This window comes from Microbacterium sp. cf332 (assembly GCF_900102175.1).
Taxonomy (GTDB): Bacteria; Actinomycetota; Actinomycetes; order Actinomycetales; family Microbacteriaceae; genus Microbacterium.
Genome location: NZ_FNKN01000002.1, coordinates 127,935 through 150,573 on the forward strand (window position 1 = coordinate 127,935; position 22,639 = coordinate 150,573).

General features: G+C 71.6%; 25 protein-coding genes. 10 read left to right on the plus strand and 15 right to left on the minus strand.

Annotated features, from left to right (window positions below):
• Positions 1-2: 2 nt before the first annotated feature.
• The gene (locus tag BLT21_RS15625) at positions 3-899 is read right to left on the minus strand and encodes a transposase (protein WP_256335982.1); all 897 of its coding nucleotides are present in this window, start codon (positions 897-899) and stop codon (positions 3-5) included.
• Positions 896-1,036: a hypothetical protein gene (locus BLT21_RS15630; protein ID WP_176786838.1), complete on the minus strand. Its 141-nt coding sequence runs from the start codon at positions 1,034-1,036 to the stop codon at positions 896-898. The genes BLT21_RS15625 and BLT21_RS15630 overlap by 4 nt, the downstream gene beginning before the upstream one ends.
• A gap of 89 nt (positions 1,037-1,125) precedes the next feature.
• Here BLT21_RS15630 and BLT21_RS07635 point away from each other — a divergent pair, with 89 nt between their 5' ends.
• Entirely contained in the window at positions 1,126-1,470 is a 345-nt protein-coding gene (locus BLT21_RS07635) for a DUF7882 family protein (RefSeq protein WP_091502141.1), read from the plus strand.
• Positions 1,471-1,484: 14 nt separating this feature from the next.
• Here the strand turns inward: BLT21_RS07635 and BLT21_RS07640 are convergent, their stop codons facing one another.
• The 5 genes from BLT21_RS07640 to BLT21_RS07660 all read right to left on the minus strand — a co-directional run bounded on the left by BLT21_RS07640 (position 1,485) and on the right by BLT21_RS07660 (position 5,496).
• Positions 1,485-1,802, minus strand: coding sequence for a DUF7882 family protein (locus tag BLT21_RS07640; RefSeq protein WP_091500851.1), 318 nt, complete (start codon positions 1,800-1,802; stop codon positions 1,485-1,487).
• Between the two features lie 61 nt (positions 1,803-1,863).
• Positions 1,864-2,115 carry a hypothetical protein gene (locus tag BLT21_RS07645; protein ID WP_143024954.1) on the minus strand — a complete coding sequence of 84 codons (252 nt, stop codon included), beginning with the start codon at positions 2,113-2,115 and terminating at the stop codon, positions 1,864-1,866.
• Between the two features lie 74 nt (positions 2,116-2,189).
• Complete coding sequence (locus BLT21_RS07650) at positions 2,190-2,744, minus strand: MarR family winged helix-turn-helix transcriptional regulator (protein ID WP_256335983.1); 555 nt, start codon at positions 2,742-2,744, stop codon at positions 2,190-2,192.
• A gap of 97 nt (positions 2,745-2,841) precedes the next feature.
• Positions 2,842-4,107 carry a Na+/H+ antiporter NhaA gene (gene nhaA, locus BLT21_RS07655; protein WP_091500853.1) on the minus strand — a complete coding sequence of 422 codons (1,266 nt, stop codon included), beginning with the start codon at positions 4,105-4,107 and terminating at the stop codon, positions 2,842-2,844.
• Positions 4,108-4,185: 78 nt separating this feature from the next.
• A complete protein-coding gene (locus BLT21_RS07660; protein WP_091500854.1) occupies positions 4,186-5,496 on the minus strand; it encodes a hemolysin family protein in 1,311 nt (436 codons plus the stop codon).
• A gap of 215 nt (positions 5,497-5,711) precedes the next feature.
• Between BLT21_RS07660 and BLT21_RS07665 the strand changes: the two genes are divergently transcribed.
• Positions 5,712-6,650, plus strand: coding sequence for a hypothetical protein (locus BLT21_RS07665; RefSeq protein WP_091500855.1), 939 nt, complete (start codon positions 5,712-5,714; stop codon positions 6,648-6,650).
• On the opposite strand, the gene BLT21_RS07670 is transcribed toward BLT21_RS07665, so the two are convergent.
• Positions 6,635-7,174 carry a YaeQ family protein gene (locus BLT21_RS07670; RefSeq protein ID WP_091500856.1) on the minus strand — a complete coding sequence of 180 codons (540 nt, stop codon included), beginning with the start codon at positions 7,172-7,174 and terminating at the stop codon, positions 6,635-6,637. The two genes, BLT21_RS07665 and BLT21_RS07670, sit on opposite strands and share 16 nt — an antisense overlap.
• 53 nt (positions 7,175-7,227) lie before the next feature.
• On the opposite strand from BLT21_RS07670, the gene BLT21_RS07675 reads away from it, so the two are divergent.
• On the plus strand, positions 7,228-8,073 hold the full coding sequence (locus tag BLT21_RS07675) for an NAD-dependent epimerase/dehydratase family protein (RefSeq protein ID WP_091500857.1): 846 nt from the start codon (positions 7,228-7,230) through the stop codon (positions 8,071-8,073).
• A gap of 63 nt (positions 8,074-8,136) precedes the next feature.
• Here BLT21_RS07675 and xylB read toward each other — a convergent pair whose 3' ends face one another.
• Positions 8,137-9,432: a xylulokinase gene (xylB, locus tag BLT21_RS07680; protein ID WP_176786839.1), complete on the minus strand. Its 1,296-nt coding sequence runs from the start codon at positions 9,430-9,432 to the stop codon at positions 8,137-8,139.
• A gap of 120 nt (positions 9,433-9,552) precedes the next feature.
• On the minus strand, positions 9,553-10,740 hold the full coding sequence (gene xylA / locus BLT21_RS07685; protein ID WP_091500858.1) for a xylose isomerase: 1,188 nt from the start codon (positions 10,738-10,740) through the stop codon (positions 9,553-9,555).
• Between the two features lie 88 nt (positions 10,741-10,828).
• Between xylA and BLT21_RS07690 the strand changes: the two genes are divergently transcribed.
• Genes BLT21_RS07690 through BLT21_RS07705 form a run of 4 tightly spaced genes read left to right on the plus strand, consistent with a single transcriptional unit; the run spans position 10,829 to position 13,195 of the window.
• Positions 10,829-12,037 (plus strand): ROK family protein, encoded by a 1,209-nt coding sequence (locus BLT21_RS07690; protein WP_256335984.1) that lies wholly within the window; start codon positions 10,829-10,831, stop codon positions 12,035-12,037.
• A gap of 59 nt (positions 12,038-12,096) precedes the next feature.
• Complete coding sequence (locus BLT21_RS07695; protein ID WP_091500859.1) at positions 12,097-12,453, plus strand: DUF6804 family protein; 357 nt, start codon at positions 12,097-12,099, stop codon at positions 12,451-12,453.
• A complete protein-coding gene (locus tag BLT21_RS07700) occupies positions 12,450-12,731 on the plus strand; it encodes a hypothetical protein (protein WP_091500860.1) in 282 nt (93 codons plus the stop codon). The genes BLT21_RS07695 and BLT21_RS07700 overlap by 4 nt, the downstream gene beginning before the upstream one ends.
• Positions 12,728-13,195: a BLUF domain-containing protein gene (locus BLT21_RS07705; protein WP_091500861.1), complete on the plus strand. Its 468-nt coding sequence runs from the start codon at positions 12,728-12,730 to the stop codon at positions 13,193-13,195. The genes BLT21_RS07700 and BLT21_RS07705 overlap by 4 nt, the downstream gene beginning before the upstream one ends.
• Positions 13,196-13,249: 54 nt before the next feature.
• Here the strand turns inward: BLT21_RS07705 and BLT21_RS15940 are convergent, their stop codons facing one another.
• On the minus strand, positions 13,250-13,612 hold the full coding sequence (locus BLT21_RS15940) for a DUF3072 domain-containing protein (RefSeq protein ID WP_143024979.1): 363 nt from the start codon (positions 13,610-13,612) through the stop codon (positions 13,250-13,252).
• Positions 13,613-13,832: 220 nt separating this feature from the next.
• Positions 13,833-14,441 carry a TetR/AcrR family transcriptional regulator gene (locus BLT21_RS07715; protein ID WP_091500863.1) on the minus strand — a complete coding sequence of 203 codons (609 nt, stop codon included), beginning with the start codon at positions 14,439-14,441 and terminating at the stop codon, positions 13,833-13,835.
• A gap of 69 nt (positions 14,442-14,510) precedes the next feature.
• On the opposite strand from BLT21_RS07715, the gene BLT21_RS07720 reads away from it, so the two are divergent.
• Positions 14,511-15,818 (plus strand): MFS transporter, encoded by a 1,308-nt coding sequence (locus BLT21_RS07720; protein ID WP_256335985.1) that lies wholly within the window; start codon positions 14,511-14,513, stop codon positions 15,816-15,818.
• Positions 15,819-15,888: 70 nt separating this feature from the next.
• Here BLT21_RS07720 and BLT21_RS07725 read toward each other — a convergent pair whose 3' ends face one another.
• Together BLT21_RS07725 and BLT21_RS07730 are read right to left on the minus strand one after the other, a co-directional pair.
• Positions 15,889-17,418 carry a catalase gene (locus BLT21_RS07725; RefSeq protein ID WP_091500864.1) on the minus strand — a complete coding sequence of 510 codons (1,530 nt, stop codon included), beginning with the start codon at positions 17,416-17,418 and terminating at the stop codon, positions 15,889-15,891.
• Positions 17,379-17,870 carry a hypothetical protein gene (locus tag BLT21_RS07730; RefSeq protein ID WP_091500865.1) on the minus strand — a complete coding sequence of 164 codons (492 nt, stop codon included), beginning with the start codon at positions 17,868-17,870 and terminating at the stop codon, positions 17,379-17,381. The genes BLT21_RS07725 and BLT21_RS07730 overlap by 40 nt, the downstream gene beginning before the upstream one ends.
• Before the next feature lie 158 nt (positions 17,871-18,028).
• Between BLT21_RS07730 and BLT21_RS07735 the strand changes: the two genes are divergently transcribed.
• Positions 18,029-19,291 (plus strand): maltokinase N-terminal cap-like domain-containing protein, encoded by a 1,263-nt coding sequence (locus BLT21_RS07735; RefSeq protein WP_091500866.1) that lies wholly within the window; start codon positions 18,029-18,031, stop codon positions 19,289-19,291.
• A 4-nt stretch (positions 19,292-19,295) separates the two neighbouring features.
• On the opposite strand, the gene treS is transcribed toward BLT21_RS07735, so the two are convergent.
• Entirely contained in the window at positions 19,296-21,593 is a 2,298-nt protein-coding gene (gene treS / locus BLT21_RS07740; protein WP_091500867.1) for a maltose alpha-D-glucosyltransferase, read from the minus strand.
• Between the two features lie 175 nt (positions 21,594-21,768).
• On the opposite strand from treS, the gene BLT21_RS07745 reads away from it, so the two are divergent.
• Positions 21,769-22,608, plus strand: a complete 840-nt coding sequence (locus BLT21_RS07745) for a helix-turn-helix transcriptional regulator (RefSeq protein WP_091500868.1) — start codon at positions 21,769-21,771, stop codon at positions 22,606-22,608.
• Positions 22,609-22,639: the final 31 nt, after the last annotated feature.

The window sequence follows — 22,639 nt, forward strand, 5'->3', positions numbered from 1 at the left end:
TGCTATTGATCGCCGTCGCCGGCCGCGGCCACCTTGCGCTCCGCCGCCGCGAGCGCAGCGCGCGCGTCGCCGACCTCCCGGTCGAGCTCGTCGACCGTCGCGTCCGCGCTCTCGGCATCGGCCATGACACGAGCGAGATCGCGCCGGAGCTCCTCGGCGCGATCGTGCAGCCGATCAGCCCTCTCACGCGCCGACGCGCCTCGCTCCTCCGCACGCGTCAGCGCCCGGCGTGCGTCGCTCGCGGCACGCTGCGCCTCGCGCCGCTCCTTCTCGGCCACACGCCGGGCACGGCGCTCGGCGAGGTCGTCTCGTGCCGGTGGGGCGACCTCCTGCACTCCCGGGATGGAGCCCGCCACGCGATCGGCAAGATCTCCGGACTCGACCGAGCCCGCCTCGAGCGTCCGCACGAGGCGCCCCGAGGCGACGATCGCTCCCGCGACCGCGTCGACGATGGCGGCGTTGATCGTGCGCTCGACCTCGTCCCGCGCAGCGGGCGCGAGCGCGACGCCGGCCTCGGCGGCGAGGTCGGTCGCGCGGCGCGCAAGAGCCGCGACGAGGGCGCGCCGTCGCCCCCCGAGCCGAGCCAGTTCCGCGGCATCGAGGTCGTCCTGCGCCTCGCGCAGCGCGGCCGACAGGTCGAGCGCCTCGCGGAACGTCGCGTCGTGGCTGATGAGATTGACCGCCCACGCCGCGACCGTCGGCTTCCGCACCGTGCGGATCCGAGCGGCGAGACCCGGGTCGGCGTCCCCGGCGCGGCGGGTGCGCGCCGGGATGAACTCCCGGGGCGCGACGCTCAGCAGCTCTGCCGCGGCGGCGTCGAACTGGTCCCCGTCGGATGCCGGATCGTCCCGGGCCGGGTCGTCGAGTGCCATGCCGTCAGAGCCGCCGACAGTCGTCACCGGCGAGGCTTGCGTGCCCGCGGCATCAGTTCGCCGTCGACGACGTCGAAGGCAGGCAGGTCCGCGAAGATGTCATCGTCGAGCGAGCCGGGGCTCATCGGCTCGGATTCTTCCTCGGGTCGCGGATCGATGCTCATCGCCGTCCACTCTCGTCCGCGATCCACCGGGCGTCGAGGCCTTGACAACCGCATTCCGGTTCGCCTCGATGCGGTTTAGTGTGGGGACCGTGGGCACGATCTACTACGGAGACGGCGCATCGCCGATCCACATCGACGACCGCACGCTGGCGCACCTCAAGGTCGTCATCGCTACGAAGCTGCGGCGCGGCGAGAGCTTCACGCTCTCGTGGCGACACCCCGACGGCGAGCCTGCCGGACGCAGCACGGTGTGGCTGCACCCCTCCATCCCGTTGCGCTTCGTCTTCGACGATCCCGAGCCCACGACGCTCAGCCGCGAGTGGGTCGAGGAGATGGCGAACTCCGCCAACTCCTCCGGCGGCATCATGGTGATCACCGAGCACCTCGACGATCCCGGCGCCGTCTCACGAGCCGAGAACGACGCCACCGCCTGACGCGGCGGACGGAGTCAGCCGAGCTCGGGCGCGCCGTCGTCGACGGGCTCGGGCACGATGCTCAGCCCGGCCGGACCGCTCGCGACCTGCATGAGCTCTTCGACCCAGTGGCGGTTGATGCGCGGCTGCCGGCTGCCCGAGAAGTGGAACTGCAGCGGCACCGACGGGTGGATCCAATAGCTGCGACGCTCACCCCCGCGCGGCAGGTCGATGTCGAACATGAACGGCTCCGAGCGGCGCAACTTGTTCATGATCACGATGCGCAGATGCGCCAGAGTCCGGTCGTCGATCTCGACGGAGTTCCCCAGCGTGTCGTAGATGAATCGGCCCACGCTGCGAGCCTAACCCGCCGAAGGCGGTCCAGAATACGACGGACCGGGTGATCGTCGAACGTTATCCGTCGACCTCGGCGGACGCCTCGATCTCGAGCATCTCCGTGGCACCCTCTTCGACGCCGATCGGAACGACGATCGGGCGGCTGCCGCTGAAGGCGTCCCACTCGCGCAGGACGACACGCTCCACATCGACGACGGCGAGGGAGGGATGGGCCGCCGCGAGGCGCGCGACGACACCGGAGAACGATGTCACCACCTGTCCCTCGATGGCGAACCGCTCCTCACTGGGGGTCACCGGAAGCGAACACATGTTCCCATGCTGTCACGCGTTCGATCGCCTGACGAATGTCAATTCGCGGGCTTTCTCCGTTGACTAGCTACCCGTCAGGCGCGGTCGCTCCGCGCCTGCTCCGCGCGCGGGTCGGGCGCGTGTGCGTCGACCTCGTCGACGGCCCGCTGCAGACGGCCGAGGCAGGCGATGACCGCTCGCGCCTCCTCCGGTGTCATACCGTCGACCGCGGCGATCATGCGCTCGTGCATCCGTCCGAGCGTCTCGCGCACCTCGTCGTCGGACTTCTCGGTCGCGACGACATGGACGCTCCGACGATCGCTCGGGTGGGCCTGACGTGTCACGTGGCCGGACTTCTGCAATCGGTCGATCAGCGCGGTCGTCGAGGCGGTCGAGATGCCGAGGTAGCGCGAGAGCTCGGTCGGTCCGACGAGGCGTCCCTCGCCGTGCGCCTTGATGAGGTAACGCAGGACGAGCAGCTCGTTCTCGCCCATCGACATCGAGTCCCGCGTCCGGCGGCGCATGGCCGCCTCGGCCGCCCGATACAGACGGAAGGCCTGCAGGACGGCGATGCCGCGCTCGCGAGGGTTGCCCGGAACGTCCGCGTCCGACGGATACCAGTAATGCGTGGGCGTCGGGACATCGGGCACCCCGGCATCCTAAGACGCGTTCCGGAGGGTGCGCGAGCGGCACGCGGGGCATTGACACGCCCACAGGTCCGTGGGCGCGCGCCCCGAGCGCCCGCCGTCACCGATCGCGGTCGAACCCGAGCGCGGGACCCTCGCCGTCGATCGCGTCGGCCGGCGCCCCGTCGTCCGCCGCCGCACGGGCGCGCCGAGCGCTGCGAGCGAGCAGCGCGGCCGCCCCCGTGGCGGAGAGGAGGGTGCCCAGCAGCACGCCGAGACGAGCGCCGTCGGTGTGCACGCCGTCGGTGAACGAGAGACCCGTGATGAGCAGCGAGACGGTGAAGCCGATGCCGCAGAGCAGCCCGATGGGCAGCAGGTCGCGCATACCGACGCCGTCCGGCAGCCGCAGCGGCGTGAGGCGGGTCACGAGCGCGGTCGTCGCGAGTACGCCCACCGCCTTGCCGACGACGAGACCGACCACGATCGCGAGCACCACCGGCTGCGCGACGACGGCGATCGGATCGCTCGTGCCGACGACACCGACGCCTGCGGCGAAGAAGGCGAAGACGGGCAGGGCGATGCCCGAGGAGAACGGCCGCACGAGATCGTCGTACGTGTCGGTGCGCGCGACGCTCTCGCCCCGGAGCGGCCGGGCCGGCACGGCGAAGCCGAGCAGCACCCCCGCGATCGTCGCGTGGACGCCTGACGCGTGCAGGAATCCCCACACGACGAGGCCGAGGGGCAGCAGCACCCACCAGCGGGCCCACCGCTGCCGGACGACGACCGCGAAGACGGCGGCGGCTGCCAGGGCGACCGCGAGCGCCAGCACGTGGATGGTGGCGGTGTAGAAGACCGCGATGATCACGATGGCGAGCAGGTCGTCGACGACGGCGAGCGTCAGGAGGAAGGTGCGCAATCCCGGCGGCAGGCCTCGGCCGAAGATCGCCAGGACGGCCAGCGCGAAGGCGATGTCGGTCGCGGTGGGGATCGCCCAGCCGCGCAGCGCGCCCGTGTCGCCCGCGACGAGCACGACCGCGGTGAACAGGATGGCCGGCAGCATCATGCCGCCGACGGCCGCGAGCACGGGCACGGCGGCCTCGCGCGGGCGCCGCAGGCTGCCGGCGACGAACTCGTGCTTGAGCTCGACGCCCACGACGAAGAAGAAGAGCGCCAGCAGACCGTCGGCCGCCCAGGCCGACAGCGACAGATCCAGGTGGAGTGCGGCGGGACCGATCGTGAACTGCGACAGGGCCCGGTACGAGTCAGCGAGGGGCGAGTTGGCCCAGATCAGCGCGAGGGCGGCAGCCCCGAGGAGCAGCGCGCCGCCTGTCGTCTCTCGCGACAGCCACCGGCGCAGGCGGGCTCGGCGGGGAAGTGCGTCGTACATAGGATGAAGCCTCTCGTCCTCCGCCGGCGATCGCCGGCGGATGTGTCGACCAGACTTCCCGACGCACCTCCCGCCAGTTTAGCCGTCCGACGGCATCGACTCCGCGGGGTCCGCCGGCGCGCGCGACACGTGCAGCTCGGCGATGCGGCGCCGGTCGAGCCGCGTGACCTCGATCGTCGCACCGTCGACCTCGATCCGATCGCCCACGCGGGCGAGGCGCCCGAGCTGCTCGATGACGAAGCCTGCGACGGTGTCGGAGGTGCCACGGGGGATGGAGATGCCGGTAGCCTCCTCGAAGTCCTGCAGGTTGAGCCGGCCGTCGACGGCGCCGCCTTCGCCGGCCAGCGGATGCGGCATCGCCTCGGTGTCGTACTCGTCGACGATCTCGCCGACGACCTCCTCGACCAGATCCTCGAGCGTCACGATGCCGTCGGTGCCGCCGTACTCGTCGACGACGACCGCGATCTGGCTGCCCTCCGCCCGCATCGACGTGAGCGTCGGCAGCAGGCGCGCGGTCGAGGGGAGGTAGCGGATGGGCCGCACGATCGACTCGAGCGCCTGCGTGTCGTCGGTGCTCGCGGCGTCGAGCAGGTCGCGCACGTGCACGAAGCCGACGACGTCGTCGATCGTCTGGTCGATGATCGGATACCGCGAGTGCGGCAGGTCGCGCACCAGCGCGGCGGCCTCGCCCACGGTGTCGCGGCCGGGCAGCGACACGACTTCGGGGCGAGGGCGCATGACCTCGCTGAGCTGGCGGTCGCGGAGCGAGAGGACGTCGTCGAGGATGCGGCGTTCGTCCTCCGGCAGCCCCTCGTGGCTCGAGACGATGTCGCGCAGCTCCTCGTCGCTGAGCTCCTCGCCCGTCTTGTTCGGGTCACCGCCGAGCAGGCGGACGAGGGCGTTCGTCGAGATGGAGAGGAGCCAGATCACCGGCCGCATCAGCGTCGCGAAGCCGTTCAGCACCGGCGCCACCCCGTAGGCGAAAGCGGCGTTCCGCTGGATCGCGAGCCGCTTGGGCACGAGCTCGCCCAGCACGAGCGAGAGGTAGGCGATGATCAGGGTCAGCACGATCGTCGCGACCGTCGGCGCGGCGGCCTCGTTCAGCCCCCACGACACCAGGAGCGGCGCCAGCGACGGCGCGATCGACGACGCGCCGTAGGCGGCCGAGGCGAAACCGGCGACCGTGACGCCGATCTGCACGGCCGAGAGGAACCGGTTCGGGTTGCGCGCGAGCGACGCGACCTTCTCGCCGCGCTTGCCGCGCAGCGCGAGAGCATTCACCTGGCTCTCGCGCAGTGTCACGAGCGCCATCTCGGTCGCGGCGAACACGCCGCCGATGAGGACGAAGACGACGACGAGGGCGATGTTGAGGAGGAGATCGCCGTTCATCGGCCGACCTCGCTCTCGAGGCGGGACGCGCCCGGGGTCACCCGGGCGCTGGGACTGTCGGAGTCGGAGGCCGGTACGGCTCGATGCATCATTGCACAAAGCTAGCGGCATCCGCTCGGGATCCGCTGGACGATCGACGCGGCGCCGGGGCCGTGCTAGCACCCGACTTGTCGTCGGCGGGTCCCGGGCGCCGCCGCGTGTGCCACGATTCAAGGATGGACGAGGGTGTCACCGCCGAACTCCGGACGCTCCGGTCCCGCGCGTACGCGCCGGGCGGCGACATCGCCGCGGATCCCGCCGCGCTGGCCCGCTTGGCAGAGCTCGAGGAGCGCGAGCGCCGACGTCGGGTCGCCGCGGCCCACGATCCCGAACCGGAGCCGGAGCCCGCCCCGCCGTCGATCGTCGACGCCGTGCCGACGTTCGGCGCGCTGCGGGCGGACCGCCGGGCCGCGCGTCCGGACGACGCGGAACCGGAAGACGGAGCGGATGCCTCCCACGACGGCGACGGGGCGGCGGCATCCGATGACGACGACGCCGGATCTCGCGCACGTGCGAGGCGGCGGCCACCGCTGCGGGCGGTCCTCACGTGGGCGGGCTCTCTCGTGGCGGTCGCCGTCCTCGCCGTCGGGGTCACCGCGTTCGCGACGGCGCGCACCGCTCGGACGGCCACGGCGCTCCCCGCCGACGCGAACGTGACCCATGTCACGACCCTGTTGCCCACCGGGGCGCAGCTCCCGGCGTTCTTCGGGAGCTACGCGGACGAGCAGCAGGGGCAGTCGTTCGAACCCTTCCTGGGTCTCGCCGTGTTCCAGACCGACATCATCTGGGCACCCGACGACAACGCCAACACCTGCGTCTTCGTCACCCGGGTCTCCGATGTCGAATCGTCGACGAACGACTCCTGGACGGGTTTCATGAACCAGGGCTGCTCGGCGGGGGCGTTCCCGGCGGCCGTCTCGTTCGTCGTCCGAGAGGATCAGCCCGAGGAGCTCCTCGAGCGCTACCCCGTCGGTACCGCGATGCAGTTCGTGCTGACGGAAGCGGGTGTCGACGTGTTCGTCTCCGACGCGCCCGAACCGCCGCGATCGTCCGCGGCATCCACCGGCACGGCCACCGACGCCGCGGCCGGGGCGGCGGCTCAGCCCGCCGGCTGAGAGATCACGTCGGACTCCGCGGTCACGCCGTTGAGCTCGACGTACAGATGACGCTCGGTCACCGAGACCGTCACGGTGTTCCGACGATCCAGCGCCGACACGAGCGTGTCGATGAAACCGGGCTCGAAGCTGTGCAGCTGGATCTCCGACACGCGGTGGATCTTCTTCCCCGCCCAGACGGCTGCGACCGGGCCGGGGTTGCGCTGGGTGTAGACCGCCACGCGCTCGGCCTGCTTGCTTCCCGTGTGCAGTCGTGCGGCATCCGGGGCTCCCACCTCGATCCAGGCGAGGATCGTGCCCGTGAGGTCGCGGACGAGCACGGCGGGCTCGTCCTTCGCGGCGATGCCCTCGGTGAAGTCGATGCCCTCCTCGTACTCGAGGCAGTAGGCGAGCAGCCGCGTCAGCATGAACGCGTCGGTCTCGGAGGGGTGCCGGGCGACGCGGAGGGCGAACGACTCGTACACGCCTCGATCGACGTCGGCGAGTGTCGCATCGAATGTGTGGATCGTCGCCCCGGCAGCCATGAGGATCGAGCCTAGCCGCCCGGGGGTGCCCCGCCGTGTGCGACGCTGGGGTCATGCGGATCGCACTGACGGGATCATCCGGAAAACTGGGGACGGTCGTCGCTCGTGAGCTCACGGCGGCCGGCCACGAGGTCATCGGCTTCGACGTGGTGGGAGCCCGCGGCCCCGCCTTCGTGCAGATCGACCTCACCGACTACGGACAGGTCGTCGACGCGTTCGGAGCGGTGGGCGACCGCCACGACGGCGTCGACGCGATCGTGCACCTCGGCGCCGTCCCGGCCCCCGGCATCCGTCCCGACATCGCGACCTTCCACAACAACATGGCCGCGACCTTCAACGTCTTCCACGCGGCGACGCGCCTCGGCGTCGACCGCATCGTCTACGCCTCGAGCGAGACCGTGCAAGGACTCCCGTTCGACGTGCCGCCGCCGTACCTCCCGGTCGACGAGGAGTACCCCGCGCGCCCCGAGTCGGTGTACTCGCTCGTGAAGCACCTCGAAGAGCAGCTCGCGATCGAACTCGTGCGGTGGCACCCGGGCCTGTCGATCACCGCGCTGCGCTTCTCGAACGTCATGGTGCCCGAGGATTACGCCGAGTTCCCCTCGTTCGACCCCGATGCGACGTCGCGCAAGTGGAACGCGTGGAGCTACATCGACGCCCGCGACGGCGCTCAGGCCGTGCAGCGCGCGCTCGAGAACGCCCCCGCCGGGTTCGACCGGTTCCTCATCGCGGCGGCCGACACCGTCATGTCGCGTCCGAACGCCGAGCTCGTGGCCGAGGTCTTCCCCGACGTCGAGGTGCGCGGCGACCTCGGCACGAACACGTCGCTCTTCTCCACCGAGAAGGCCCGGCGCCTGCTCGGGTACGTGCCGACCCACTCCTGGCGCGATCACGTCTGACCCGGGCCGCACGGCTGAGCGTCGAGAACCGGCGCTGCGCGGGGAACGCGTCGCGCCGGCGGGTCAGAGTGCGGCGAGCACGCGTCGTGCCTGTTCTGCAGCTCCGAGCGCGACGTACTCGCCGGGCTCCGGCACCTCGACCTCGAGACCGAACACGAGCGGTGCGATGCGCTGAACCGCCGCCGAGCGCGCCCCGCCGCCGACGAGCAGCACTCGGCGCAGCGGCACGCCCTGCTCGCGCAGCGCGTCGAGGCCGGCGCCGAGGCCCGACAGCATCCCCTCGACGGCTGCGCGCGCGAGGTTGGCGCGGGTCGTCGATGCGAGGGTCATACCGGTGACGGATGCCGTGGCGTCGGGCAGGTTCGGCGTGCGCTCGCCCTCGAAGTAGGGCACGAGCGCGAGACCGCCCGCGCCGGGCTCGGCCGACAACGCCAGGCGTGACAGCTCGTCGTGATCGACCGCCAGCAGCACCGCGGTCGCATCGAGCACCCGGGCGGCGTTGAGCGTGCACACCAGGGGCAGATGGTGGCCGTCGGCCGACGCGAACCCCGCGACCGTGCCGGTCGGGTCGACCGTGGCGGTCTCGCTGACGGCGAAGACCGTGCCCGACGTGCCGATCGAGACGACGACGTCGCCCACGCCCGCACCGACGCCCAGGGCGGACGCGGCGTTGTCCCCGGCTCCGGGCGCGACGCGGCGCCCGTCGGCGTCGACCACCCATTCGTCGGCGGCGAGCACGCGTGGCAGCCGCGCGTCGTGACCGAGCGCTGCGACGAGCAGCTCGCGGTCGTACGCGCCGGTCGCCGCGCTCCAATAGCCGGTCCCCGATGCGTCGGACCGGTCGGTCACGAGCTCGTCGAGCCGCGCGTCCGCACCGGGGCCGAAGCCCCGCAGACGCCAGGTGAGCCAGTCGTGGGGCAGGGCGACCGCGGCCGTGCGGGCCGCGTTGGCGGGCTCGTGGTCGCGGAGCCACCGCAGCTTGCTGATCGTGAACGACGCGACCGGAACGAGCCCCGTGCGCTCGGCGAGCCGCTCGGCGCCGAACTCGGCCACGAGGTCGGCCGCCGCCCGGGCCGAGCGGGTGTCGTTCCACAGCAGCGCGTCGCGCACGACGGTGCCGCGCTCGTCGAGGGCGACCATGCCGTGCTGCTGGCCGCCGATCGACCAGGCTGCGACGTCGGCCATGCCGCCCGCCGCGTCGATGGCCGTCCGGAGCGCGGCCCACCACGCTTCCGGGTCGACGCTTGTGCCCGCCGGGTGCGCCGCGCGCCCCTCTCGCACGAGCTCACCCGTGTCGGCATCGACGATCACGACCTTGCACGCCTGCGTCGACGAGTCCACGCCCATGACCAGCACCATGCCGGCATCCTCTCTCTCACGGCATCCGCGAGACCTCACTCGCGCCCCGAGACCGTGGGGCGAACCCAGCGTCTCGGGGCGCGAGTGGGGTCTCGCGGTTCAGACGGCGGATGCCGCGGGTCAGCGGGCGCCGAGCAGGTGCTCGGTCGCGAGCTGCTGCAGGCGCACGAAGCCGAAGCCCTTGCCGCCCAGGTACGCGTCGGTGTCGAAGTCCTCGTATGCCGAGCGGTCGGCGACGAAGTCGTCGTACGTCTCGCCCGCGCCGAAGGTCGGCTGTGCGAGCTCGGCGACACGAGCCGCTTCGAGCGCCTCCTGCACCTCGGGGTCGGCGCGGAACGCCGCGGCCCGCTCCTTGAGCAGCAGGTAGGTGCGCATGTTCGCAGCGGCCGAGTCCCAGACCCCGGTCTCGTCCTCGGTGCGGCTCGGCTTGTAGTCGAAGTGGCGCGGGCCCTCGTAGGCCGGACCTCCGTTCGGGCCGCCGTTCTCGAGCAGATCGACGAGCGCGAACGCGTTGTGCAGATCACCGTGGCCGAACACGAGGTCCTGGTCGTATTTGATGCCGCGCTGACCGTTGAGATCGATGTGGAAGAGCTTGCCGTGGTACAGCGCCTGCGCGATGCCGGCGGCGAAGTTGAGCCCCGCCATCTGCTCGTGGCCGACCTCGGGGTTCAGGCCCACCAGCTCGGGCCGCTCGAGCGACTCGATGAAGGCGAGCGCGTGACCGACGGTCGGAAGCAGGATGTCGCCGCGCGGTTCATTCGGCTTCGGCTCGATCGCGAAGCGCAGGTCGTAGCCTTTCTCGACGACGTAGTCACCGAGGAAGTTCACGGCCTCGCGATAGCGTTCGAGCGCTTGCCGTACGTCCTTCGCCGAGTCGTACTCCGCGCCCTCGCGGCCGCCCCACATGACGAAGGTCTCGGCACCGAGTTCCGCACCGAGATCGATCTGGCGCAGCACCTTGCGGATCGCGAATCGGCGCACAGCCCGGTCGTTCGAGGTAAAGCCGCCGTCCTTGAAGACGGGAGCGCTGAAGAGGTTGGTCGTGACCATGGGGACCGTGAGCCCCGTGTCGGCCAGCGCGCCCTTCAGGCGGTCGATCTGGGTCTGGCGCTCGCTGTCGCTCGAGCCGAACGCGAACAGGTCGTCGTCGTGGAAGGTCAGACCGGCGGCCCCGAGCTCCGCGAGCTTCTCGACCGCGTGGACGACATCGAGCGGGGGGCGCGTGGGCCCGCCGAAGGGGTCGGTGCCGTTGTAGCCGATCGTCCAGAGTCCGAACGTGAACTTGTCGGCGGGGGTCGGGGTGCGCATGCGTGCTCCTTCGCGTCGATTGCTGCGCCCTCACTGTAGGTCTATTTGTCTTGTGCGTCAACAAACTGCGTTCTCGTAGGCTGTGCGCGTGAGTGTCGCGCCCGGAACCGCTGAGCTCGTCCGGCGCGCCAACCTCGCCCGGATGCTCGTCACCGTCCACCGGGACGGGCCCATCTCGCGGGCCGCCCTGACCGCGGAGCTCGCGCTCAACCGCTCCACGATCGGGGCCCTCACCGCGGAGCTCGCGCGCCTCGATCTCGTCACCGAGACGGCCGGCGCAGCCGAGGGCCGGATCGGACGCCCCTCCCCCGTCATCACCGCACGTCCCGACGTCGTCGCGGTGGCCGTGAACCCCGAGGTCGACGCCGTCACACTCGCCGCCGTCGGCCTCGATCGCCGCGTGCACGCGCGCCGTCGCGCGGTCACCACGGGACTCATCGGCCCCGATGCGCTGGCCGGGCTCGTCGCCGCGACGCTCCGCGAGTGGCGCGACGGGCCGCTCGCGTCGGCGCACCTCGTCGGCGTCGGCATCGCGGTGCCCGGACTCGTCGAGCCCGCGGCGGGCCTCGTGGTGCACGCCCCCCATCTGCGCTGGACCGACGCACCGCTCGCCGACCTCGTCGTCGCGGCGACCGGCGTCACGACCACGGTCGGGAACGACGCCTCGTACGGCGCCCACGCCGAGTATCTGTTCGGCGCGGCGCGCGGGGCGACCGACGTCATCTACCTCAACGGCGGAGCGAGCGGCATCGGCGGCGGGCTCGTCGTGGGTGGCGCCCTCGTCGGCGGCGCGCGGGGGCTCGCGGGCGAATTCGGCCACAATCCCGCGATCTTCGAGGACGCCGCGGACCGCCGCTCGGGCGACCGCGCCGCCCTCGAGGACGAGGTCAGCCAGCACCGCCTCGTCGCGTCGCTCGGGCTGCCCGGCGCCGACGACGCCGAGCTCCGCGACGCGGTGCACGCCACCACGAACCCCGCTGCGCTCGACGAGATGCGACGTCAGCGCCGCATCCTCGCCTCGGCGGTCGCGAGCGCCGTCAACGTCCTCGACCCCGAGGTCGTGGTGCTCGGCGGGTTCCTCGCCCCGCTCGTCGAGAGCGACGTCGAGGAGTTCGCCGCGGCGATCGCCCGCCAGACCATCTCGGGTGCGGCGCCGATCGTCCGCACGGCGGAGCTCGGCGACGACCGCCTGCTGGTCGGAGCCGCCGAGACGGCCTTCGCCGCGCTCCTCGCCGATCCGGTCGCGGCCATGACGGTTTCCGACGCCGCGTCAAGCATGGCGTCCGCGACGGACTGACCTCCTACGATCGAACGACCGCGACCCGTCGCGCCGCCCACCCCGAGAGAAACGTCCGCATGGCCTCCAGATCCGTCCGCCCCGCCGCGCAGCCGCAGCGCCAGCGCAACGCGCTCGCCCCCGGCATCCTGGGAGCGGCTGCGCTCATCGCCGGCATCCCGCTGATCGGCGGCGAGTTCGCCATGGCCGTCTCGTTCGTCGTCGCGATCCTCGCCCTGATCATCGCGTGGTTCGCTGTGCAGGCCCGACAGTGGTGGTGGGCGCTTCCGATGGTCGCCGTCGCCGTTCTGTGGAATCCCGTCGTCCCCGTCGCCCTCGACGACGCGGTCTGGGTCGCGGCCCACGTCGTCGGCGCGGCGACCTTCATCGCGGCGGGAGCCCTCGTCTGGGTGCCCCGCGCCGTGGTGGCACGATGACCGCCGTCGGCGGGCACGCGCCGGAGGCCGGGCGGCGCCCCGCGAGCGGCATCGTCTGGGCACGCGTGGAGGACGGCTTCCACGTCGGCAGCCGCACGGGCGAGTTCGTGGGCTACATCGACCGGCAGCCCGACGGCCGCTACCTCGCATACGACTCACGCTCACGCTGCGTCGGCTCGTTCCCCGAGCTCACCGCCGCGATGCGCGCGCTGGCCACCCCCGCTCCTGCCGACGGTCTCGACGACCCGCAGCCCATCGAACTCCGGGAGATCCGATGACACCGACATCCGATGGCCTGCTCTCGGTCCTCTACACGAGCAACGCGCGCACGCCGTTCGGCGACGACGAGCTGGCCGAGCTGCTCGCCCAGAGCCGCGCCTCGAATGCGGCGAAGGATCTGACCGGGATGCTGCTCTACCGCGGCGGACGGTTCGTGCAGGTGCTCGAAGGGCCGGAGAAGACCGTCCGCGACCTTGTCGCCGTGATCGGCCGCGACGACCGCCACTCCGACATGCGGGTGCTCATCGAGCAGCCGATCGTGAGCCGCGAGTTCAGCGACTGGACCATGGGCTACCAGCCCATCGCCGAGACGACGGGTGCCGCGCCCGCCGGGTTCCGCGACACCTTCGACGATCTCGAGAACGCCCACGACCCGAGCGCCACGCTCCGCGCAGCGCGTGAGCTCAGCCTGTGGTTCCGTGTCCGCTCGGCACGACCGCAGCCGAGCGCGGACGCCGACTGACCGGCATCCGCGCTCTGCACGACGGGTCGCCGGTGCGACCGGCCCGAGCGGGTGCTACTCGCCGCGGCCGGTCGCGCCCTGGAGCCGGTCGATGTGCTCGGATGCCTCGGCCTTGGTGAGGTTGCCGGGCAGCTCCTCCCCCGCCTCGCGCGCGAGGGTGTCGAGGTAGCTGCGCTGGGGGCCGGTCATGGGCTCATCGCCGGTGACCCAGTTCTCGGGGTCCTTGACCGGCGAGCCCTGGCCGCCCCCCTCGGTTCCGCCGAGCGTGTCGCCGTCGGACGGGCCCGCAGCGTCGTCGCCGGCCGCGGTCGGCGTCGGGGCGCCCGGTTCGCCGGGGGCGGGCGCCGTCGGCTCGGTGGGAACGGGAACGGTCGGCTCGGCCGGGGCGGGGAACGTCGGCTCGTCGGGCGTGGGGATGGTCTGATCGCTCATGACTCGACGCTAGGCGGAGAGGCGCGTGAAACCGACCCACTTGCGCCCGCGCGGAAAACCCCTCAACGAGGGCACCCGGTCCCGTGAGCGCCGTTCGGGCAGCGTCCCCGGGACCGGGTGTGCTTCGATCATCGATCCGCTCGCGCAAGGAAGGCGCAACAGGTCCACGGGTGAACCTCAAGAAATGCGCAAGATCGCCCGGCGCTCAGCGGTCGACGACCCGCCGCTCGATGGCGCTCCAGCCGTTCTCGAGTACGGCGAACCCGGCCGCGAGGGTCTTCTCGGGCTGATCGCTCTCGTTGACCATGGTCTGGATCTGCAGCACGAAGCGCGCGAAGACCCGCACCTCGGCGCTCGGCTCACCCGCGCCGAGCTCCGCGGCGATGGCGTCGGCGAGGGCGCCCTCGTGCCGCAGCCACATCCGCGCCGCGTAGTCGCGGAGCGAGGGCGTGCGGTTCAGGAAGTCCAGGAAGATGCGCATGACGTCGTCGCCGTGTTCGGCGGCGTTCGTCGACGCCTCACGGGCGTAGTAGTCATGGATGGCCTGCGAGACGGTGGCACCGGGCGTCCGATCGCGGACTGCCGCGACGAGACGGTCGCGCTGCTCGTCCTCCTCGTCGAAGACGAGCGCCTCTTTCTGGCTGAAGTGCGCGAACACCGTCGTCGGCGACACATCGGCGGCCTCGGCGATCTCGCGGATGCTGACCTCGTCGAAGCCCCGATCGAGGAACATCCGTGTCGCGACGTCGGAGATGCGCTTGCGGGTCGCCGCCTTTTTGCGCTCGCGGCGCCCCGGTGGCGCGGTGTCGGTCATGTGGTCGATCCTACGAGGCGGATCGTGAAAGTGTATTGACTACGAAACTGGTATCGCTACAGTTATGGCATGACTTCACTTTTCTCGCGTCTCCGCGGCGGAGACATCGACCGGCGCTGGGTGATGCTGATCGTGCTCACGATGCTCACCACGGCGGGCATGACCGTCGTGCTGCCGGTGCTGCCCTTCGTCGTCCTGCGCTACGTCACCGGCGAGGGCGATCTGGCTCTCTGGGTCGGCATCCTCGAAGCGGTCAACGGCCTCTGCGCATTCATCGCCGCCCCGTTCCTCGGCCGCCTCTCCGACCGTTTCGGCCGGCGCCCGGTCATCATCGTCGCGGCGTTCGGAGCCGCGTTGAGCATGTGCCTGTTCGGCATCGGCGGCGCCCTGTGGGTCCTGCTGCTCGCGCGCGTCATCCAAGGTGCGACGGCCGGGGACCTCCCCGCCCTGTTCGCGTACCTCGCAGACATCACCCCGCCCGAGAAGCGCGCCCAGCGGTTCGGTCTGCTGGGCGCGCTGTCGGGCGTCGGGACGATGGTCGGACCGGCCGTCGGCGGGCTGCTCGCATCGGTCAGCCTGACCCTGCCGGTGTTCGTCACTGCCGGCATCTCGTTCGCGATCGCGACCCTGAGCATCTTCCTGCTGCCCGAGAGCCTCGAGCCGCGGAACCGCATCGCGACGATCGCCCTGTCGGATTTGCATCCGTTCGCGGCCTTCCGCCGCGCGTTCGCGCGTCGTGAGCTGCGCGGCCTGCTGATCGGCTTCGCGCTCCTCGCCCTGCCGTTCGGTTTCTTCGTCAACAACTTCAGCGTCCTCGCGCTGGACTCCATCGCCTGGGGCCCGACCGCGATCGGGCTGCTCATCGCGGTCGTCGGCGTCATCGACATCCTCGTGCAGGGCGTGCTCCTGCGGTTCCTCCTCCCCCGGATGGGCGAGCGCGGGGTCATCGTCGCCGGCATCGCGGCCCAGGCGGCCGGCCTCGTCGCGCTGGCGATCGTCGCCGCCGCCGTCGCCCAGCCGTGGCTGTTCGTGCTCGGCTCACTGGCCCTCGCGGCCGGTCAGGGCGCGTCTCAGGCCACGCTCGACGGCGTGATGTCGAACGCCGTCGGACCCGATGAACAGGGCTGGCTGGGCGGCGTGACCCAGTCACTGATGGCCGCGATGGGAACGATCGCGCCGATCATCGCCGGCATCCTCTACGCCGGCGTCTCCCACGCCGCCCCGTACGCGCTCGGCGCGGTCCTCATGGCGATCGCCGCCGTCGTCGTGCTGCGGGCACGCATCGACGACGCGGCACGACCTCATGCCGCTTCCGAGACCCGCGACCACGACGCCGCGCCCTCATCCGCCGGCCAGCCGACCGGGACCCCCGCGTGACGCGGATCGGCCGCGGCCCGCAGCTGTCGCGGACCGCGGCCGATGTCGACGCCGACGAATGCCGGTCCTGTCAGATGCGTCCGGCCACGTCCGTGCCGACGAGGTCGCCGTCCGGGTTCGGCTCGCTCAGCTGCTCGCCCGGCGCGGCGGATCCCTCGAGCGACGGCAGGCCCTCGGCGACCCGGGCGCCCAGCTCGGCGTCGACGCTCTTCCAGTACTGCACCGCACGGTCGCGCACCTCGGCGCGGGTCACACCGCCGACATGGCCCACGATCGTCTCGACGAGGCGGTCGCGCTCCGCATCCGACATCACCTCGCGCACGAGCGTGCCGGCCTGGCCGAAGTCATCGTCCTCGGCGTGGAGCGTCGCGGCCGTGCGCAGCAGCTCGCCGTCGCTGTGCCAGCCGCCGTCGCCGGCGCGAGCCGGGTCGGCCGCGGGGCCGCCGACCGAGTTCGGCGCGTACACCGGGATCTCGGGCGGGTTGTACTCGTAGCGCATCGCGCCCTCCTTCGAGTACGAGTGCACCTCGGTGCGCGGCCTGTTCACCGGCAGCTGCTGGTAGTTCGTGCCGACCCGGTAGCGATGTGCGTCGGCGTAGCTGAAGATGCGCGCCTGCAGCATCTTGTCGGGGCTCCCGTCGATCCCCGGGACGAAGTTCGAGGGCTCGAAGGCCGCCTGCTCGATCTCCGCGAAGTAGTTGCCGGGGTTACGGTTCAGCTCCATCGTGCCGACCTCGACCTCGGGATAGTCGCTGTGCGGCCACACCTTGGTGAGATCGAACGGGTTGAACCGGTACGTCTTCGCGTCCTCGTAGGGCATGATCTGGACCTTGAGCGTCCAGGTCGGGTACTCCTGGCGCTCGATGGCCGCGTAGAGGTCGCGGATGTGGAAGTCGGCGTCCTGACCGGCGATCTGGTCGGCCTCGTCCTGGGTGAGGGTGCGATGCCCCTGGTCGGTGTGGAAGTGGTACTTCACCCAGAAGCGCTCACCGGCGGCGTTGATCCACTGGTACGTGTGCGAGCCGTAGCCGTTCATATGACGCCATGACGCCGGGATGCCGCGGTCGCCCATCAGCCATGTCACCTGGTGGGCGCTCTCGGGCGACAGAGTCCAGAAGTCCCACTGCATCGTGTTGTCGCGCAGGTGACTGCCCGGCAGGCGCTTCTGCGAACGGATGAAGTCGGGGAACTTGATGCCGTCCTTCACGAAGAACACGGGGGTGTTGTTGCCGACGAGGTCGTAGTTCCCCTCGGTCGTGTAGAACTTCAGCGAGAAGCCCCGCGGGTCGCGCCAGGTGTCGGGGCTGCCCTGCTCGCCCGCGACAGACGAGAAGCGGGCCAGCATCTCGGTCTCGACCCCGGGCTGGAACAGCGCGGCGCGCGTGTATGCCGAGACGTCTCCCGTCGTGCGGAAGGTGCCGAACGCTCCGCCGCCCTTCGCGTGCACGACGCGCTCGGGCACGCGTTCACGGTTGAACTGCGCCAGCTTCTCGATCAGGTAGTGGTCGGTGAGAGCGATCGAGCCGTCGGCTCCCACGCTCTGGGAGTGCTCGTCGCTGGCTACGGGAGCTCCGTTGTTCGCGGTCGTGGCATCGGCCATGATTCCTCCTCACGTCGCAGCCCCGGCGTGACGGGGCCGTCGTCGTCGCCACGGTACGTGCGCATATCGGTCGAATCATCCGCTTGACGCATCCGGCCGGGCGTGCCGATCGGATCGGCGAGCACGCGGCGCCGCGACCAGAACAGGTGCGGATGCTGCTGCGGCAATGAGGCGCGCGCGTTGGCGACCGTCACCGCGACGGAGGCGAGCAGCAGGATCACCACCACGATCCCAGCGAATGCGAGCACCCGCAGCGGACGCAGATGCCAGCCGCCCACGAGCTGGACCGCGACCAGTGCGGCCACGACGACGCTCAGCACGAGGCCCGCGGCGATGCGGATGCGACAGGGACGACGCACGGCGCGCCACTGCGCGGGGGTGATCCGAGGGTTGACGACGATGTCGGCGTCCCAGCGCCGCACACGTCTGCTCACCTTGTCGTGAAGGGACATGCTCTCTCCGCGGGCGGGCTGTTCGGGCGTCCCGCCCCGCCGGTCACTATCGGTCGCGTCCCTGCGATCGTGCGCTCCGGCAGGAATGAGCATTACGCCTCCGCCCCTCGCTCGTCCAGCCCTTTTCGCAGGATGTCCGGAACCGACAGAGTGGCACCGTGCGATTGACAGACGAGCTCGGCGCCTGGGTGGTGCGACAGCGGTGGTATGCCGGCAAGAGCCACGAGCCGCGGTTCCGCATCCTCGACGCGCAACCCGCCCCCGGCACCGCGACCCGGTACCTCCTCATGGACGACGCCGGCGCCCTCCCGACCCTCTACAACGTTCCGTTGTCACGGGTGTCCGCACCCGGCGATGCCGACGAGGTCGTCGCCCGCGACGGCGACGCCTTCCTGGTCGACGCAGCGCGCCACACCGGCTTCACGGTCGGCACGCTCGCGCAGATGGGCGTCGACGTCGAACGCGTGACGGGATCACGCGTGCTCACGGGCGAGCAGTCAAACACCTCGATCGTCTACGACGTCGACGGCGAGCCGACGATCATCCTCAAGCTCTTCCGCACACTGCACCACGGCGAGAATCCCGATGTCACCGTGCAGCGGGTGCTGAGCGACGCCGGATCGCCGTTCGTGCCGCGGTTCTTCGGCAGCCTCGACGCCGAATGGCCCGATGTGGGACGCGAGACGGGCGCGGCACGGGGCACCCTGGGGTTCGCGCAGGAGTTCCTCCGCGGAGTCCGTGACGGCTGGGCGGTCGCCCTCGAGGCTGCGCGCGAGAACCGTGACTTCACCGACGCCGCCCGCGACCTCGGCATCGCCGTGGCGGGCGTGCACGGCGCGCTCGGCGCAGCGCTCGAGACGACGGATGCCGCAGGCGACGAGGTCGCGGCCACCGGGTCGGCCTGGCGCCGGCGCCTGCGGATCGCCGCGACCGAGGTGCCCGCGGTGGCCGATCGCGTCGACGCGATCGCGGCGGTGTACGACGCCGCGCTCGCGCGCCCGTGGCCCCGGCTGCAGCGCATCCACGGCGACCTGCACCTCGGCCAGGTGCTCGCCGTGCCCGCCGGGGGCTGGCGCATCGTCGACTTCGAGGGCGAGCCGCTGCGGCCGATGGCCGAGCGCGCGATCCCCGATCTGCCGCCCCGCGACGTCGCCGGCATGCTGCGGTCGTTCGACTACGCCGGCGCCGTCGGCGACGGACCCGACGCGAGCGGCTGGGCCGCGGCCTGCCGCGCCGCCTTCGTCGAGGCGTACGCCGGGGCGCCGGGCGCGATCGACCTCGACCCGGTGCTGCTGCGCGCTCTCGTCCTCGACAAGGCCGTCTACGAGTCGATCTACGAGGCCCGCAACCGCCCCGACTGGCTGCCCGTGCCGCTCGCCGGCATCGACGCGGCTCTGGCCGGCCTGGCCGGCCCCGCCTGACCCGTCAGTCGTCGGCCGGCTCGGGCGCGTTCAGCAGCAGGAAGGTCGCGCCGTAGCCCGGCAGCGAGACGCTGAAGCTCTGCAGGTCGTCGACACGACCGATGACGTCCCGCGTCGCGGCGTCGACCACCTCGGACTGGGGGGCGAGGTGCTCCGATCGCACGGTTCCCTCGATCGGCTCGGCCGAGAAGTTCAGCACCGTGACCTGCGTGACCGCCTCGGCACGCGGGTCGCCGTCGTCGAGCCGGTGCACGAGCACGAGCATGCCGGAGTGCGCGACCTCGGGGATGTCGACCTGCGATGCCGACGCGATGCCGTGCGCGCGGCGCAGGTCGAGGATGCCCGAGAGACGCGAGGCGAACGACTCGGGGTCGTCGAGCTGCGCCGGCAGGGCACCGTAGAGGGCCCGTCCGCGCGGCATCCCCGACGCCGACCGCGTCGCGGTCGGGTCTGAGTCGAGCAGGTCGTGCGCGCCGCGCTCGATCCAGCGCGTGTCGCCCGCGCCCAGCAGGTCGGACACCTCGTCGGCGGGAACCGTGAGCATGCCCACGAGGTCCCAGCCCGAGAGGGCGAAGACCCCGGGCTGCCAGGCGTTGTAGGCGCACAGCAGCAGGTGCGCATCGCGGATACCCGGGATGTCGTCGTCGCCGATGTCGTCGAGCCGGGCGATCCCGCGCGATGCCGCGATGAGCGAGGTGGTCGTGCAGGCGATGCCGTTCTGCGTGAAGACGCGGTTGTAGTCGGCCGTGCCGGTGAGGTGCTCCGTGAGGTCCGCGCGCACCTCCTCGGCGAGCTCGCTGCCAGTGATCTCGCGCCCGCGGAAGCGGTATTCGTCGTCGCCGTGACGGGTCGCCCAGTGCACCAGCTCGTACGTGAGCTCGTCGTGGTTCTGCATCCCGTGCACGAGCTGCACCGGGTGCACCCCCAGCTCGAGCGACGAGGTCAGCGCCAGGCGCAGGAACTCCGTCTGCCCGGTGGCGAGGGCGTGGTGGTAGCCCGGGCGGCCGATGAAGTCGTACGACAGGTCGGCCCCGACCGCACCGGTGTCGCGGATGTCCTCGATCGTGAGGTTGAGCTCCTGGAAGGTGAAGCCGCCCACCTTGCGCACCATGCCCGCGATGATGTGGTTCGCCGCGTGCGAGAGCGGGTGCCCCTCCGACCAGGCCGGCAGGCCCTCGGCGCTCTTCTCGACGCCGAGGAACCCGTTCGCGTCGAGGCGCAGCGCGCTGGTGCCGAGCTCGCCGAGCGAGTGCAGGGCGTCGCCGATGACCAGACGCATCCCGGCGAACGTCGGGTCGAGCCAGTTGATCGAGGGCTGACCCTGCTTGAAGTAGTGGAGGTAGACCCAGCGACGCGTCACGCCGTCGGGCCCGAGGACGGGGGCGGTCGCGCTCCAGTTCGTCTCCTTCACGCCGGGCGTGTAGAAGATGACGCGCTGCAGGGCGCCGATGATGTACCCGCGCTCGGCGAGCTCGTGCTCGGTGGCGGGGTCGAGATTGACGCTGTCGTACCCCTCGGCGACGTCGGGCAGCAGGTGCCAGTCCTCCGGGGGGATGTCGACCATGTGGTAGATGCCGGGATAGTCCTTGAAGCCCATCTCGGCCAGCCGGAAGTCGGCTCCCTTGCCGGTGTGGCCGGGAACGATGTCGTCGATGACGCTGCCGCCGTGAGCGTCGGCGACGTCGCAGAGGGTGCGGAACTCCTCCTCGGTGCCGAACGCGGGGTCGATCGACGTGCTGATGCGGTCGAAGTGACCGTCGACACTGGGGGTCTCGCGCCAGTCGGTGATGCCGCCGGCCCGCTTGACCGGACCGGTGTGGATGGCGGTGATCCCGATGCGCTCGAACACCGACCACAGCGCGTCGTCGCCGAGGGCCGCGAGGAACGACTGCCCCGGGCGTGTGATGAGCGAGATCGGGTAGGCCGTGAACCAGACGTCGGTCGTCGCGATCGCGCGACGGGCATCGGGCCGCGCGTACGGGTTGCGCCACATCGCGGGCTGGCCCGAGAGCTGACGTGCGAGCACGTCGGCGTCCTTGAGCATCGACTGCCGCACGAGCCACTCGATGTACGACGGGTTGCTGCCGTTCGCCGTGCGCGGGTCGGTCATGTTGCGTCGCACGCTGCCGCCGCGGAACTGGTCGCGTGGGCGCAGGCGCCGCGGCCGCGCGGGATAGCGCTGCTCGTCGTAGCTGATCTCGGGCATGTCGAGATCCGTGTCGTCACCGCCCGATCCCGCCGCCCCCGGCAGGGTGATCGGGGCGGTGTACAGGTCCTCCGGCTGTTCGTGGTCGCGCGCCATGACTCAACGCTAGGGGCGCCGACTTCCCGGCGGGAAGGGCTGGTGCCCGAACGGGCGAAGCATTATGGGACGACGGACGGCGAGCCCCGAGGGGTGGACCGGCGGGTCCTGGCTGCGCGGACCCGCGACCGGTAGAACGGATGCCGCACCGCGCGACCCGGAAGGCGAACGACACATGATCGATCGAGAGACCCTCGCCGCGTTCTTGCGGATGCGACGCGAAGCGCTGCAGCCGTCGGATGTCGGACTGCTCCGCGGCCAGCGCCGCCGCACGCCCGGGCTGCGACGCGAGGAGGTCGCCGCACTCTGCAACATGTCGGCGGACTACTACGCGCGGCTCGAGCGGGGCACCGGTCCCCGGCCGTCCGAGCAGATGCTGGCGGCGATCGCCCAGGGACTGCATCTGACCCTCGGCGAGCGCGACCACCTCTTCCGCCTCGCCGGTCACGTGCCGCCCGCTCGGGGACCCGCGAGCGACCACGTGAGCCCGGGACTGCTGCGGATCCTCGACCGCCTGCACGACACGCCCGCCGAGATCGTGACGGAACTCGGCGAGACCCTGCGCCAGACTCCGCTGAGCATCGCGCTCGTCGGCGACGCGACCCGGCGCACCGGCGACGCCCGCAGCCTCGGGTACCGCTGGTTCACCGACCCGTCGTCGCGCGCGCCGTACGACGAGGCCGAGCACGACGTGCTCTCGCGCGTGTACGCCGGCGGTCTCCGCGAGATCGTGGCGCTGCGCGGCCCGTCGTCGCGGGCCGCCGCGCTCGCGGCGTCGCTCCGGGAGCGCAGCGCCGAGTTCCGCGTGCTGTGGGACGGGCAGCAGGTCGGAATCGCCCCGCCCGAGGTCAAGCGGTTCCGGCATCCCGAGGTCGGTGCGCTCGAGCTGCAGTGCCAGACGCTGCTCGACCCGGACCAGTCGCACCGCCTGCTGGTCTACACCGCGGCCCCCGGCAGCGAGAGCCACGAGAAGCTGCAGCTGCTGGCCGTCATCGGTGCCGGCGCCGAGGTCTGAGCCCCGCCGCGCGCACCACTCCAGGGGTGAC